At 41.5% G+C, this 15,142-nt stretch carries 11 protein-coding genes; 1 reads left to right on the forward strand and 10 read right to left on the reverse strand.

Features of this window, described 5'->3' with window-relative positions:
* Positions 1 to 33: 33 nt before the first annotated feature.
* The 3 genes from icd to NSQ76_RS14065 form a co-directional block, all read right to left on the reverse strand.
* Positions 34 to 1,305: an NADP-dependent isocitrate dehydrogenase gene (icd, locus tag NSQ76_RS14055; protein WP_024424789.1), complete on the reverse strand. Its 1,272-nt coding sequence runs from the start codon at positions 1,303 to 1,305 to the stop codon at positions 34 to 36.
* Positions 1,306 to 1,452: 147 nt separating this feature from the next.
* A complete protein-coding gene (gene citZ / locus NSQ76_RS14060) occupies positions 1,453 to 2,571 on the reverse strand; it encodes a citrate synthase (protein WP_341054395.1) in 1,119 nt (372 codons plus the stop codon).
* Between the two features lie 376 nt (positions 2,572 to 2,947).
* Entirely contained in the window at positions 2,948 to 3,412 is a 465-nt protein-coding gene (locus NSQ76_RS14065; RefSeq protein ID WP_024424791.1) for a DUF441 domain-containing protein, read from the reverse strand.
* 100 nt (positions 3,413 to 3,512) lie between these two features.
* Here NSQ76_RS14065 and ytvI point away from each other — a divergent pair, with 100 nt between their 5' ends.
* Entirely contained in the window at positions 3,513 to 4,631 is a 1,119-nt protein-coding gene (ytvI, locus tag NSQ76_RS14070; protein WP_341054397.1) for a sporulation integral membrane protein YtvI, read from the forward strand.
* Between the two features lie 26 nt (positions 4,632 to 4,657).
* Here the strand turns inward: ytvI and NSQ76_RS14075 are convergent, their stop codons facing one another.
* The 7 genes from NSQ76_RS14075 to dnaE all read right to left on the reverse strand — a co-directional run bounded on the left by NSQ76_RS14075 (position 4,658) and on the right by dnaE (position 15,086).
* On the reverse strand, positions 4,658 to 5,047 hold the full coding sequence (locus NSQ76_RS14075) for an FxsA family protein (RefSeq protein ID WP_024424793.1): 390 nt from the start codon (positions 5,045 to 5,047) through the stop codon (positions 4,658 to 4,660).
* A 99-nt stretch (positions 5,048 to 5,146) separates the two neighbouring features.
* Positions 5,147 to 6,907: a pyruvate kinase gene (pyk, locus tag NSQ76_RS14080; RefSeq protein ID WP_024426143.1), complete on the reverse strand. Its 1,761-nt coding sequence runs from the start codon at positions 6,905 to 6,907 to the stop codon at positions 5,147 to 5,149.
* A 27-nt stretch (positions 6,908 to 6,934) separates the two neighbouring features.
* On the reverse strand, positions 6,935 to 7,894 hold the full coding sequence (pfkA, locus tag NSQ76_RS14085; protein WP_024424794.1) for a 6-phosphofructokinase: 960 nt from the start codon (positions 7,892 to 7,894) through the stop codon (positions 6,935 to 6,937).
* A 341-nt stretch (positions 7,895 to 8,235) separates the two neighbouring features.
* The gene (gene accA, locus NSQ76_RS14090; protein ID WP_024424795.1) at positions 8,236 to 9,213 is read right to left on the reverse strand and encodes an acetyl-CoA carboxylase carboxyl transferase subunit alpha; all 978 of its coding nucleotides are present in this window, start codon (positions 9,211 to 9,213) and stop codon (positions 8,236 to 8,238) included.
* Positions 9,198 to 10,073, reverse strand: a complete 876-nt coding sequence (accD, locus tag NSQ76_RS14095) for an acetyl-CoA carboxylase, carboxyltransferase subunit beta (RefSeq protein ID WP_024424796.1) — start codon at positions 10,071 to 10,073, stop codon at positions 9,198 to 9,200. Before accD ends, accA begins: the two co-directional genes overlap by 16 nt.
* Before the next feature lie 303 nt (positions 10,074 to 10,376).
* Positions 10,377 to 11,609 (reverse strand): NAD(P)-dependent malic enzyme, encoded by a 1,233-nt coding sequence (locus NSQ76_RS14100; RefSeq protein WP_025092260.1) that lies wholly within the window; start codon positions 11,607 to 11,609, stop codon positions 10,377 to 10,379.
* A gap of 141 nt (positions 11,610 to 11,750) precedes the next feature.
* Positions 11,751 to 15,086 carry a DNA polymerase III subunit alpha gene (gene dnaE, locus NSQ76_RS14105; RefSeq protein ID WP_341054403.1) on the reverse strand — a complete coding sequence of 1,112 codons (3,336 nt, stop codon included), beginning with the start codon at positions 15,084 to 15,086 and terminating at the stop codon, positions 11,751 to 11,753.
* Positions 15,087 to 15,142: the final 56 nt, after the last annotated feature.

Genomic DNA, 15,142 nt, shown 5'->3' on the forward strand with positions numbered 1-15,142 from the left:
TCCTTTTTCCCCTTTAACTTTAAAGTTTAAGAATCAAGACAAGTTTTTGATGAGCTCGTCAGCAAACTCAGAACATTTCACTTCTGTTGCGCCATCCATTAATCTAGCAAAATCGTATGTGACGACTTTAGATGCAATTGTTTTTTCAACAGATTGAATCACTAGATCAGCTGCTTCCTGCCAGCCAAGGTGCTCAAGTAAAAGCACGCCCGATAGAAGAACAGAAGATGGATTCACTTTATCAAGACCAGCATATTTTGGTGCTGTTCCGTGAGTTGCTTCAAAAATAGCGTGTCCTGTTTCGTAGTTGATGTTCGCACCTGGTGCGATACCAATTCCACCAACTTGTGCTGCAAGTGCATCAGAGATGTAATCTCCATTTAAGTTCATTGTAGCCACAACATCAAACTCAGCTGGACGAGTTAGGATTTGTTGAAGGAAAATATCTGCAATGCTGTCTTTGACAATGATTTTGCCAGCAGCTTCTGCTTCACTTTGCGCTTTGTTTGCCGCATCTTTTCCATCTTGTTCTACAATACGATCATATTGTGCCCATGTAAAGACCTTGTCGCCAAACTCTTTTTCAGCCACTTCGTAGCCCCAGTTTTTGAAGGCACCTTCTGTAAATTTCATGATGTTTCCTTTGTGAACAAGCGTCACAGATTTACGGCCTTGGTCAATTGCATATTGGATAGCCGCTCTGACAAGACGGGATGTACCCTCTTCAGAAACTGGCTTGATTCCGATACCTGACGTTTCTGGGAAACGGATTTTGTTCACACCTAATTCGTTTTTCAAGAAGTCAATTAACTTCTTCACTTCGTCTGAACCTTTTGCATACTCGATACCTGCATAGATATCTTCTGTGTTCTCACGGAAGATCACCATATCTGTGTCTTCTGGACGTTTCACAGGAGAAGGTACGCCTTTGAACCAGCGAACAGGACGTAAGCATGTGAATAAATCAAGCTCTTGTCTAAGTGCCACGTTTAATGAACGGATTCCTCCGCCAATTGGAGTTGTTAGTGGTCCTTTAATCGCAATTAAGTATTCACGAATGTCTTCAAGCGTTTGCTCAGGAAGCCACTCTCCAGTTTTATTGTAAGCTTTCTCACCTGCATATACTTCTTTCCAAGTGATTTGCTTTTCACCTTTATATGCTTTTTCTACAGCTGCTTCAAGTACTCTTGATGCTGCTTTCCAAATGTCAGGACCGATTCCGTCCCCTTCGATAAACGGGATAATTGGATTATTTGGTACATTCAATACGCCGCCAGTAACTGTAATTTTTTCGCCTTGTGACAATGATATTACCTCCCAGGTTATGTAGTGAATATTTGAAACTTCTTGGCTTGATGTCTGCAAGCAAAAAAGTTTTTCACGTGATTCGTTTTTTGTTGATATAGAGGCTGATTGGCCTTTTGAAATCAGCCCCCGCTTATTCTATAAACATTAGTCTCTTTCACTGATCGGAACAAAGGTTTGAAGATCAGGTCCAATGTAATCAGCTCTTGGACGGATGAGTCGGTTGTTATCATATTGCTCTAGAATGTGAGCAATCCATCCAGAGAATCGGCTGATCACGAAAATTGGTGTAAACAAGTCATGATCAATGCCAAGACTGTGATATACAGATGCAGAATAAAAATCAACATTTGGTGGAAGATTTTTCTCTGATGTCACGATTTCCTCTGCGCGAACAGACATTTCATACCATTTCGGCTCGCCAGTGAGGTTTGTTAAACGCTGGCTCATTTCTTTTAGATGCTTTGCACGCGGGTCACCTTGGCGGTATACACGGTGGCCAAAGCCCATAATTTTTTCTTTCTTCTCTAGCTTACCATGAATATAGGAATCTACGTTTTCAACTTCGCCAATTTCTGAAAGCATCTTCATCACGCCTTCATTAGCGCCGCCATGAAGCGGTCCTTTCAGCGCACCGATCGCCGCTGTCACACCAGAGTAGATATCTGATAGTGTAGCAACACATACACGTGCTGTAAATGTCGATGCGTTTAATTCATGATCCGCATGTAGAATAAGTGCCTTATCAATGGCTTCAATTTCTACTGGTGACGGCTCTTCGCCATTTAGCATATACAAGAAGTTTGCAGCATAGCTGTATTCTTCTTTTGGCTGTACAGGCTCAAGTCCTTTGCGAATGCGTGAAAACGCAGCGACTAGTCCAGAAATTTTCGCCTGTAAGCGAATCGCCTTTCTGTAATTCGCTTCTTTGTCCATAATCTCTGATTCGTCATCGAGTAAACCTAGTAAAGATACTGCTGTACGAATCGCAGACATTGGATGAACCCCATCGAGCGAATAAGATTTAAAATGCTCAATGATTTCTTGCGGAATCTGAGCATTTTCATTGAGCTGCTGTTTTAATCCACTCAGCTCCTGCTCATTCGGCAGCTTTAAGTGCCATAACAGGTAGACAATTTCTTCGAATGTAGCTTTTTCAGTTAAATCATCGATATTGTACCCTACATAAGTAAGAGTATCATCAATAATTGAGCTTACGGATGAAGTTGTTGCCACGATACCTTCAAGACCTCTTGTTGCTGTCATGTTCAATCTCCCCTTTTTAAAAAGATTCCCCTTCGTTGCAGAATTCTCACTTTTTGAAAGCGCTATCCAATCCGAATAAGATAACAGGCTCAGAAAAGAAAATGCTTACATTTACCTATACGGTTAGAGCGCTTTTAGCCTCATATCTCTTGTGTGATCAATGAGTTCAAAATTAAGCCTATTCCCATTATAAACAATAATCAGACATTTGTTAAATGTTTAACTATAATTTTTTTTGATATTTTTTTTTCCAGTCTCCCATATCAGGCATGGAATAAAGGGATTTTGCTTCTTTTAATATATTTAATTATGTTTTTTTGCAAAAGCTCACGCAAGAAAAAATTTAAAAAAGAAAGTGGCAGGAACCACTCTCTTTTCACCCGCTGAAAAATTTCACAGCCTGCATCGCCAAATAAGCAATTCCTGCCCCGATAAGCGGCCCAACAGCCACTCCTTTAAATAAGCTGACTGCCAAAATGGTACCGAACACAAGCGCTGCCGTAATATGCGGATCATTTTCGAGTAGCACAATCCCGTTTTTTGCAATTAATGCTACTAATATACCCGCTCCAAGAGCTATCCAAGCATAGGAAGATTTCATCGCTTCTCCAAGCTGCTTAAATCCAATGTCACCTGTTGCAATCGGGACCAGCACAGCAATGGTAATAACAGTGACTCCCCAATTAATGCCTTTAGATTGGAGAACCGGGAAAATTTTTTGATCCAGGCCAATCAGCTTAATCGCGATCAACACAGATACCGCTACAATTAACGAATTGTTTTTTGCAATAAGTGCAATAACGAGTAAAAGTACCAAAAATAAATTTGCTTGAGTAAACATACGCCGCTCCTTTCTTTCTTTTTATTGCGACCTTTTCATATTACTAATCTTTTTGAATAAAATGAAGTATCGGACATGCTTGTTTTTTGGAGGGGATTGTGTGAATCACGCCTATGTGGCCATTTTTTTGCGAAGTTTGATGATGATCAGCATTGCTGTTTTTGCTGTTGTCTTTTTATATCAGTCTTTTCCGTTTTTATATCCTTTTTGGATTGCCCTTATTGTGTCTTGTTTGATTCATCCTGCCGTATGCAAAATCGAAGAGATCACCGGAATGCCGAGAGGATTTGTTGTGGTCATTGTGCTCTTGCTCTTTTTAGTCGCAGCTGCCGGGTTAATGACGCTTTTAGTTGCGGAAATCATTTCAGGAAGTGCTTATTTGGCAAAAGTGCTGCCTGGCCATCTTGATCAAATGATTGGTATTTTAGAGCAATTTTTCACAGACAAGATTCTGCCTTTATATCATGATATGACGGCCCAATTTAATACGCTTCAAGCAGGTCAAAAGGAATCGATTTTGGGACAAATTCAAGCACTCGGTGATGAAGCGGCCGCAAAAATCGGGACTTTTCTTTCGAAAACACTCGAGCTTATTCCAGCGTTTTTAGGTCTTTTGCCTGATGCAGCAGCCACTCTGTTATTTTCTGCTCTGGCAACTTTTTTTATCACGAAAGATTGGTTTACGTTAAAAACATATGGCTCACGTATCTTTCCCGCAAAATGGATGCAGCATACACGCGCCATTTTATCTGAAATCAAAAAAGCCATTACCGGCTTTATGAAAGCCCAGCTCCTACTTGTGGCCATGACGATTGGTATTGTATTGATTGGACTCATCATTTTAAAAGTTGAGCACTCCCTTGTGATTGCTTTATGTATTGGGCTCGTCGATTTACTTCCATATATCGGGAGCGGCACTGTTTTTCTACCGTGGATCATTTATTCTGCTATGACAGGAAATCTTTCCCTTGCCATTGGGCTGGGCATTTTGTATATTGTCGTCCTCATTCAAAGACAAATATCAGAGCCAAAAGTCTTAAGCAAATCCATCGGACTTAATCCTTTAGCAACGCTTGTGGCGCTATTTGTCGGGTTAAAATGGTTTGGTTTTCTTGGACTTGTGATTGGCCCTGCCTCACTTGTCGTGTGGCAGGCATTCCGTAATGCAGGAGTTTTCAGAGATATTTATGAGTACATTCGGTATGGCATGCAAAAATAAAAGAGACCTTCAGCCTGAAGGTCTCTTTAACGAATGATCGTGTAGCGGTTACGATTAGACATGTTTCTAAGCCAGCGTTCAAAGAGCGGCTTGATTCCCTTTCTAGTCACCGGAATGAGCAGCAAAGCCCCAATGAGATCCGATAAGAAGCCTGGAATGAGCAGCAGCAGACCGCCGATTAGAATGCAAAAACCATCGACAATCGCTCCCCCTGGCATCTTGCCATATTGCAAATCTCGCTGCACTTTTTGGAAGGCTTCTATCCCTTGTTTTCTTGCAAAATAAGCACCTAAGGCACTTGTCAGCACGATGAGCAGCATCGTTGGCAAAATGCCAATGATTTTACTTGAGATTAAAAATAAACTAATTTCCACCGCAGGGAACAGAATTAATAATAGTAGAAAATATTTCTTCAACCATATCACCTCATGGGGTATCTTTCATCGAAAGCTGTTTACTTTTTTTAGTGTAACATAAAAAAAGAGAGGAGTCAGACAACTCCCCTCTTGGATGAATTAAAGGACGCTCGCACGGCCTTTGTAGATCGCTCCGCGTGCTGGATCTACTGTAATCTCTTCGCCTTCTTTTAAAAGTGTCGTGGCGCTGTCAAGACCAACAATCACTGGAATACCAAGGCTTAGTCCAACAACTGCTGCATGGCTTGTTAAACCGCCCTCTTCTGTGATAAGGGCAGATGCTTTTTCTAAAGCTCCCATCATATCACGATCTGTGCAGTTTGCAACTAGGATCGCACCATCGTACATTTTTTCTTCTGCTTCTTTTCCGCTTTGTGCAATGACAACCGGTCCAAATGCAGATTTACGGCCAATCCCTTGACCTTTCGCAATGATGTCACCGACAACATATACTTTCATTAAGTTCGTCGTACCTGTTTCACCAACTGGCACACCTGCTGTAATGACAATTAAATCGCCGTGTCTTACATAGCCTGTTTCAATTGACTTTTCTACTGCATTCTCAAGCATTTCATCAGTAGATGTCGTTTTTGATCCGCTCTTTGCAAATACACCGAATACGAGTGAAAGCTTTCTCGCCACTGATTCGTTTGCAGTAACTGCTACGATTGGTGCTTTTGGTCTATATTTTGAAATCATTCTTGCTGTATGTCCGCTTTCCGTCGGGGTCACAATCGCTGCTACATCAAGCTTCATTGCTGTATGTGCAACAGATTGACCGATCGCGTCTGTAATGCTGACTTCTACTTCTTCGCTTCTGCGAGAAAGAATGGCTTTATAGTTTAGTGCTTCTTCTGAACGTGATGCAATGTTATGCATTGTTTGTACGGCTTCTACTGGATATGTTCCTGCTGCTGTTTCACCAGAAAGCATAATCGCATCTGTGCCGTCAAAAATAGCATTTGCCACGTCACTTGCTTCCGCACGGGTAGGACGTGGGTTACGCTGCATGCTGTCGAGCATTTGAGTCGCTGTAATGACAGGCTTGCCTAAACGATTGCATTTTTTGATCAGCATTTTTTGAACAAGCGGTACTTCTTCTGCCGGGATCTCTACACCAAGATCTCCACGCGCAACCATTAAACCGTCAGATACCTCAAGGATCTCGTCGATGTTATCAACACCCTCTTGGTTTTCAATCTTAGGGATGATTTGAATATCAGTCGCATTGTTCTTTTCAAGAAGCTCACGAATTTCAAGAACATCAGAAGCTCGTCTCACAAAAGAAGCTGCGATGAAATCGACGCCTTGTTCAATTCCAAACAGAATATCATTGGCATCCTTTTCTGTAATACCTGGCAGGTTCACACTGACGCCAGGTATGTTGACGCCTTTTTTGTTTTTGAGCGTGCCTGTATTCATGACTTTAGTGACGATTTCTTTGCGGTCCTTGTTAATTTCTTTTACTTCTAAACCAATCAGACCATCATCTAATAGAATCGTTGAACCTACTTCTACATCATGAATTAAATCTTCGTATGTCACACTAATTTTTTCCGTATTTCCAACAATGTCTTCCATACTCACGATAAGATCAGCACCAGCGACTAGCTCAATTGAGCCGTTTTCAACTGTACGTGTACGGATCTCTGGACCTTTTGTATCTAGAAGGATCGCAATGTCCTTGCCTAATGTTTTACCTGCTTTACGTATGTTTTCAATGCGTGCACCATGCTCTTCAAAATCTCCATGGGAGAAGTTTAGTCTGGCTACATTCATTCCTGCTTCAATCAATTCAGTCAGCTTTTCAATGCTTTCACTTGCTGGACCGATTGTACAAACGATTTTTGTCTTTCTCATTACTGTTCCTCCTAAGGTCTTCTCGTTTTATATAGAGAGCTCTTGTGAAAGTCGGTACATATTTTTATCGACTGTATGTTTTTTATCTAAGATTTCTAAAATATCGTGATGAACGAGTTCATTGCTTTGAATGCCTACACAGCGTCCGCCTTGTCCTTCAAGAAGAAGCTCGACTGCATATGCTCCTAAACGGCTTGCCAGTACACGGTCAAACGCACTCGGAGAACCTCCGCGCTGAATATGCCCTAAGACAGATACACGTGTTTCAAGGCTTGTCTCCTCTTCAATCCGCTTACCAAATTCAACACCGCTGCCTACGCCTTCTGCAACGATGATGATACTATGCTTCTTGCCGCGTTCGTGACCTCTTCTTAACCTAGCAATAATTTCGTCCATGTCATAGTCTGCTTCAGGAATCAAAATAGATTCGGCTCCGCCCGCAAGACCTGACCAAAGGGCAATATCACCAGCATGTCTTCCCATTACTTCCACTACGTATGTACGTTCATGAGATGTGGCTGTATCACGAATTTTATCAATGGCATCAATGACAGTATTCAGTGCTGTATCAAAGCCAATAGTAAAATCAGTACCTGGAATATCGTTGTCAATCGTGCCTGGAACACCTACACATGGAAAACCGAGCTCTGTTAATTTCTTTGCTCCCATAAATGACCCGTCTCCACCAATGACTACAAGTCCTTCAATACCGAATTTTTTTAAGTTTTCAATTCCCTTTTCACGACCTTCAACTGTCTTGAATTCAGGACATCTTGCCGTGTAAAGTTTTGTTCCTCCACGATGAATGATATCGCCTACTGAACCTATTTCGAGTTTCTCAATTTTACCGTTAATTAGACCTGAGTATCCATTATAAATACCGTAAACTTCAACATTATGGTAAATTGCTTTCCTTACAACTGCGCGCACAGCTGCATTCATTCCTGGGGAATCCCCACCGCTTGTTAAAACTCCTATACGCTTCATCTTTTTCACCTCAGAGACCATATATGAATTAAACATACCATTTCCACTGCTTGAAAACAATCATGAGCAAATTTGGATGTTTTCAATACGAATTTCTAAAACCGTACTTATTATACAATTAAATAAACCGTTTTTAAACAAAAGTTAAGAACGTATTGAAAGCAAATCTCTCTGAAATCTGTAAAGGCAAGTGCTATAAACCTTGTCATGTCAAGGTTTTCAGACGTTTCAAATTTTATGAAAACAAAAGAAAATTATTTTCAAATAGCGCTTACATGAAGACGGTTTTCATGAAAAAAGATGAAAAAAATAAACGCCAGCCAAAAAGGCTGTACGTTTATTTAGTTTACCCCAATATATTGATTTTCAATCGAGACTTTCCCGATTGCTTTGTATTTTTCATATCTTTGTTCGACTAGTTCTTCAGGCGTTAGTTTGAGCAAAGATGTAAGTGACTGTTTTAATGTTTTTTCCATGTAAGCTGCTTGTTGTTTCACGTCTCGATGTGCTCCACCTTGCACTTCTTTAATAACATCATCTATAATATCTAATTCTTTTAGGTCTGGAGCGGTAATTTTCATTGATTCTGCAGCTTTTTTCGCAAGTGATGAGTCCTTCCAGAGCAGTGCTGCTGCACCTTCAGGTGAAATCACTGAATATGTTGAGTTTTCTAGCATGAATAGGTGGTTTCCTACGCCTAAGCCTAGTGCGCCGCCGCTTCCGCCTTCTCCAATGACAATACAGACAACTGGTACACGAAGTCCTGCCATTTCGAATAGGTTTTTCGCAATTGCTTCACTTTGTCCGCGCTCTTCAGCTGCTTTACCAGGATAAGCTCCTTTTGTATCAATAAAGCAAATGATCGGGCGATTAAATTTATCTGCTTGTTTCATCAAGCGCAGCGCTTTACGGTAGCCTTCTGGATGAGGCATTCCGAAATTACGGCGCAAGTTTTCTTTTGTATCTTTACCGCGCTGATGGCCAATAACCGTGACAGGAAGCCCTTTAAACGTGGCAATTCCTCCAACGATCGCTTCATCATCACCATAAAAACGGTCACCGTGACATTCGAAAAAGTTGTCAAACAGCTCTTGAATGTAATCGAGAGTTGTTGGGCGCATCGCATGCCGAGCAATCTGCACTCTGTCCCACGGCTTTAAATTTGTATAAATGTCTGCTTCAAGCTTACTCAGACGTGTTTCAAGGCGCTCAATTTCTGCACTTAAATCCATTTCTGAGTTTTGTGTGAACTTTTTCAGTTCATCAATTTTCGCTCGAAGTTCAATGACAGGTTTTTCAAATTCTAGTTCTCCAGCCACTCTCGTTCACCTCCTGTGCTGTGTAGTGCTAAGATTCGGCCTAGTGTTTCTTTCATTTCTGCACGATGAATCACAGCATCAAGCTGTCCATGCTTCATTAAAAATTCAGCCGTCTGGAAGTCCTCTGGCAGGTCTTCACGAATCGTTTGTTCAATGATTCTGCGGCCTGCAAAACCAATTAAAGCACCAGGTTCTGCAAAATTGTAATCACCGAGAGACGCAAAACTAGCTGATACACCGCCAGTTGTTGGGTTCGTCATCACTGAGATAATCAAACCTTGATCCTCGCTGAACAGTTTTAATGCTGAACTTGTTTTTGCCATCTGCATGAGACTGAGAATTCCCTCTTGCATTCTCGCTCCGCCAGAAGCAGTAAAGATAATAAATGGCACCTTGTCCGCTTTTGCTTTCTCGATCGCCAGCGTGATCTTTTCACCAACAACGGATCCCATGCTGCCCATACGGAACGTGGCATCCATGACAGCAATCACAGCACTTTGGCCTTCAATTTCACCTTTACCTGTGACAATGGCTTCATTCAAAGATGTTTTTTCTCTGTCTTTCTCAAGCTTTTCTTCGTAGCCTGGGAAACCGAGCGGGTTTGATGAAATAAGGTGCCCGTTAAATTCTTCAAATGTGCCTTCATCTACAAGGCTTTCAATACGCTGTTTTGCATTCATTTGCAAATGTCTGCCGCAATTCATACAAACACGTAAATTTTTATCTAGTTCTTTGGTGAGCATTATTTTTTTACATTGCGGACATTTGGTCATGATGCCTTCAGGCACATCTTGACTTGCCTGTTCAGAGGGTACAGATGCATATTTTTTCTTTTTACTGAAAATATTCTTGATTGACAAATGACTACCTCCCTTTTTGAAGGGTTTTTTCTTTACACGCACATCCACTATTATAGGACATGTCATAACTGTACCGAAACTATTGTACTTTTTTTGTCAAACGCTGTCATCCTTCATTCAATTTTTTCAGTGGGGAATTGATGAGAAATGAGTATGTGATTGGGGCGCTGAGCAGTTGATATGTTTGAATTGTGAACGTCTACAAAAAAATCTCATTCCGGATGAAAAAATTTTCGCGTAAGAGAGGAAATGGTGCACGTTTTTCTCCAGTTTCAGAAAGAACGTGCACACTTTTCCAGTTGATTATTCGCCGATAATCGTTAATTTTCTTGTTTTTTCAGCGACAGCTTCTGGGTCGACCTTGATTCTTGCAACGCCAGTTTCCATTGCTGCTTTTGCCACCGCTTTTGCTACCGCTGGTGCTACGCGTGCATCAAATGGTGCAGGGATGACATATTCAGCTGACAATTCTTCATCTGAAACAAGAGACGCAATTGCTTCAACAGCTGCGATTTTCATTTCTTCGTTAATGTGAGTTGCACGTACATCTAATGCTCCGCGGAAAATTCCTGGGAATGCCAGTACGTTGTTCACTTGGTTCGGGAAGTCAGAACGGCCAGTTCCTACAACACTTGCTCCTGCTGCATGTGCATCTTCTGGCATGATCTCTGGATTTGGATTAGCCATAGCAAAGATGACAGGATCTTTTGCCATTTTTCCAACCATTTCTTTTGTTAAAGCGCCTGCTACAGAAACCCCGATAAAGACGTCTGCGCCTTCAATGACCTCTTCTAATGAACCTTCTTTACGGTCTTGGTTCGTGAATTTAGCTACTTCGTTTTTCACTGCATTCATACCGTTCGGGCGGCCTTCGTAAATAGCACCTTTCGTATCACACATAATGATATCACGTACACCGAAATGATAAAGAAGTTTGATAATCGCAATTCCTGCTGCTCCGGCGCCGTTTGCCACTACTTTAATTGAAGACATGGATTTTCCAGATAGCTTCAGTGCATTCACAAGTCCTGCTACTGTCACAATCGCTGTTCCGTGCTGATCATCGTGGAAAACTGGAATGTTTGTCTCTTTTTTCAAGCGCTCTTCGATGATAAAGCAGTTAGGCGCTGCAATATCTTCAAGGTTCACACCGCCAAAAGTCGGCTCAAGAAGCTTCACTGTTTCAACGATTTTGTCTACATCGTTTGTTGCAAGCGCGATTGGGAAGGCATCTACGCCTGCAAAACTTTTGAATAATACAGCTTTCCCTTCCATTACTGGAAGAGATGCTTCTGCACCGATATTTCCAAGTCCTAAAACAGCGCTTCCGTCTGTGACAACAGCGACCATATTGCCTTTCATTGTATAATCATACACTTTGCTTGTGTCGTCATAAATATCTTTACATGGTTCTGCAACACCAGGTGAATAAGCCAAGCTCAAGTCTTTCGCATTTTTCACTTGTACTTTTGATTTTGATTCGAGTTTGCCTTGATTCTCTTTGTGCATATGTAATGCTTCTTCTCTTAATGACATGTGATGAACACTCCTTCAAGTGGAAAATGATTTAATGATTTGCTAAGTTGATAAGCACATACTGGCAGTTTTAAATAAACAGAATCTTTAAAATGATAACACAATAGGTGAATTTGTAAAACATATTCAGGCGATTTGTCATCATTTAATCACAACGTTTTGTTCACCGAGCAGCTCTTTTAACTGGAAAATGACAGCATGATCTGCATGAACTTTGTATGCATCTGGAAGTCTCATCGTCTTTTTTTGCTTCTCATAATACAAATAGACATCTGCTTCTCCGCTGTGCATCGAAAGGATTCGTTTTACTTGCTCTAGCAACTCCTGCGTATGATTCTCTTCTTTCACACGAATGTAGACAGACTCTTTTCTTTTTGCACCCATCTCTTCCAGCAAAGCAGCTTCTTGCACGATGATTTGACTGCTGTCATTTCTGACCTCTACTCTGCCTTCAACATAAAGCATGTTGCCCTCCTCAAGTAAGGGGGACAGCTTTCTAAATTGCTCTGGAAAGACGACGCCTTCCATTTCTCCCGTTTCATCCCCAAATGTAACAAATGCCATCGATTGTCCATTTTTTGTCCGAATCGATTTCACTTTTGTCAAAAGACCACCCATTGAGATTCTACGCTTAATATAGGAAGAAAGTCTGATGATTTCCACTGCACCATTCTCTCTTAAGCGGTCTCGGTACGCTTGTACTGGATGATTTGATAAATATAACCCGAGTGCCTCTTTTTCAAATTGCAGGAGATCAACAAGCGGCATTTCTTCTATCTCCGCATATTTTGGCTTAATGGAGAAGGTTGTATCCCCAAGAAAGTCCAGCTGATCCTCTGGATTTAAAAATGACACGTGATCTAACGCGATATCTATCGATGCTAATAACGAAGCACGATTGGGATAAAATTCATCCATCGCCCCTGAAAAAATGAGCGCTTCAATCGTTTTTCGGTTGACACTCTTTGGTGATACTCTTGCGCAAAAATCAAATAAATCTTCAAACGGCTTTTCCTGTCTTGCTCTGTATATATCCTTTACAGCTGACACTCCGACATTTTTGATCGCTCTTAAGCTGTAGCGGATCTCCCCTTTTTCAACCGTAAATGGAAATTCACTCTTATTAATAGAAGGCTTCAACACAGATATCCCTTTTTCCTTCGCCTCATAGAAATATTGAGCAATTTTGTCTTCATTTCCAATTACACTCGTTAAAAGACCGCACATAAAATATAACGGATAATGCGCTTTTAAATAAGCAAGCTGAAAGCCAATCATGCTATATGCAACAGCATGGCTTCTATTAAAACCATAGTTTGCAAATTTGACGATTAAGTCATAAACGTCATTTGCAATGTTAACAGGATACTCCTTTTTTAGGCATCCTTCAACAAAATGGCTTCGCTCTTCATCAAGGACCTTTTTATCCTTCTTTGAAACAGCTCTTCTTAATAGATCTGCCTCGCCCAGCTGAAAACCAGCCATCTTCGCTGCAATCAGCATGATTTGCTCCTGATAGACGATGACCCCATATGTATCCTTTAATATGTCATACAAATCAGGATGAGGATAGGAGACCTTGACTCTGCCATGCTTTCGATCGATAAAAAGCGGGATATTTTCCATTGGACCTGGACGATAGAGGGCATTGACTGCCACGATATCTTCTAAACTAGATGGCTTCAGGCGTCTCAGCACCTGACGCATCCCCTGTGATTCAAGCTGGAATATTCCAGTTGTATCGCCCGCAGATAACAATTCAAACGTTTTCTGATCCTCATATGATATGTCACTAAAGTTAATGTGGACGTTTTCCTGTCTTTCAATCTGGTTTTTAATGGATTCAATTAATGTTAAGTTTCTGAGCCCTAAGAAATCCATCTTTAAAAGTCCGAGATCTTCTAAATAATTCATGGCATACTGCGTTAAATACACACCTTCATGGCCGTCTTGAATTGGAACGACCTCTGTCAGCGGCTCCTCGCTCAGCACAACGCCAGCTGCATGTGTCGAGGTGTGTCTCGGTAAGCCTTCTACCTTTAAAGCAGTTTGGAAGACCTTTCGAAGCTCTTCAGATTGCTGAAGCATCGCTTTTAATTCAGAAGATGCAGTCACCGCTTCTTTCAGCGTCGTTCCTGGCTTTGATGGAATCAGCTTGGCAAGACGGTCCGCTGCCTTTGAATCAATTCCCATCACACGACCAACGTCCCTTAAAGCAGCTTTTGCTGCCAGTGTTCCAAACGTGACAATTTGCGCCACATGCATATCTCCGTATTTGTCTTTTACATAAGAAATGATTTCATCTCTTCTCGTGTCGGGGAAATCAATATCAATATCTGGCATGCTGATCCGCTCTGGATTTAAGAAGCGCTCAAATAAAAGACCGTGACGGAGCGGATCGACATCTGTAATAAACAGAACATATGCAACAAGTGAACCCGCTGCTGATCCCCGTCCAGGGCCTGTGACAATCCCTTTGTCATGCGCATACTTCATAAAATCCCACACAATGAGAAAATAATCACTGAAATTCATTTTTTGGATAATGCTTAGCTCATATTCAAGCCTTTTGACGTACATGTCATTTGAAGCAATCTTTCTTTGCTTCATCCCTTCTGCACACACTCTGCGTAAAAACTGATCTGCTGTTGATTGATCAGGAGTTGGATAGGATGGGAGTTTTGTCTGACCAAGATTTAAATCGACTTCACAGCGGTCTGCAATCTCCACCGTTCTTGTCAGCAGCTCTCGATCATCTTTATACCATTCCAACATTTCTTCAAAGGATCTGAAATGCTTTTCTCCTCGGTCTTCCTCTATCTCTGAAAGCTGCTTACCTGCTTTAATCGCTTTTAAGCACGTATAAGCCATTTTGTCTTCTCGATTGATATAGTGAACATCACCCGTCGCAACAAGAGGAATGTCTGCACTTTGTGAGACGTCCCGCAGTTTGCCGGCGAGCGATTCGTCCTGCTGAAATGGCTGAAGTGCGATATACACATGTCCCTCGCCGAATATATGCTTCAATTGTTTAGCGGCTTCACGCGCTTCTTCTAACTGATCATGCTGCAAAAGCGTTTCAATATACCCAGATGCGCCTGGTGTGATGGCAATGAGCCCGCGGTGATAGCTTTTGAGCCATTTTTCTTTCAGTCCGGCTTTTGATTTTGATTTCAGCACACTGCTGATTTTGATTAGGTTTTGATAGCCTTCATTGTTTTTTGCAAGGAGTACCAAGGGATAAGCCTCTGTCTCTTGTTCATCTATGAAGACAGAAGCTGTTAAACCGATAACCGGCTTGATGCCATGTTTTTTACATTCCTTATAAAATTCAACCGTGCCATACATCACATGGTCATCGGTAAGAGCGAGCGCCTTGCAGCCAAGTTCTTTTGCTTTCAGCACAAACTCCTTTACTTTAGCTGCACTGCTTAACAAGCTGTATCCACTGTGGACCTGAAGATGAACATAAGACATGCTTAATCCACTCCTTTCGTCTAAAGTCATTCTTTCATTATAAAACGCGATGCGGT

The organism is Bacillus sp. FSL M8-0256 (genome assembly GCF_038005765.1).
GTDB classification, from domain to species: Bacteria; Bacillota; Bacilli; order Bacillales; family Bacillaceae; genus Bacillus; species Bacillus safensis.

Coding starts and splice junctions, on each gene's coding strand:
- dnaE (WP_341054403.1), bottom strand. CDS start 15,086: ATGTCTTATGTTCATCTTCAGGTCCACAGTGGATACAGCTTGTTAAGC.
- citZ (WP_341054395.1), bottom strand. CDS start 2,571: ATGACAGCAACAAGAGGTCTTGAAGGTATCGTGGCAACAACTTCATCC.
- NSQ76_RS14065 (WP_024424791.1), bottom strand. CDS start 3,412: ATGTTTACTCAAGCAAATTTATTTTTGGTACTTTTACTCGTTATTGCA.
- pyk (WP_024426143.1), bottom strand. CDS start 6,907: ATGAGAAAGACAAAAATCGTTTGTACAATCGGTCCAGCAAGTGAAAGC.
- pfkA (WP_024424794.1), bottom strand. CDS start 7,894: ATGAAGCGTATAGGAGTTTTAACAAGCGGTGGGGATTCCCCAGGAATG.
- NSQ76_RS14100 (WP_025092260.1), bottom strand. CDS start 11,609: ATGTCATTAAGAGAAGAAGCATTACATATGCACAAAGAGAATCAAGGC.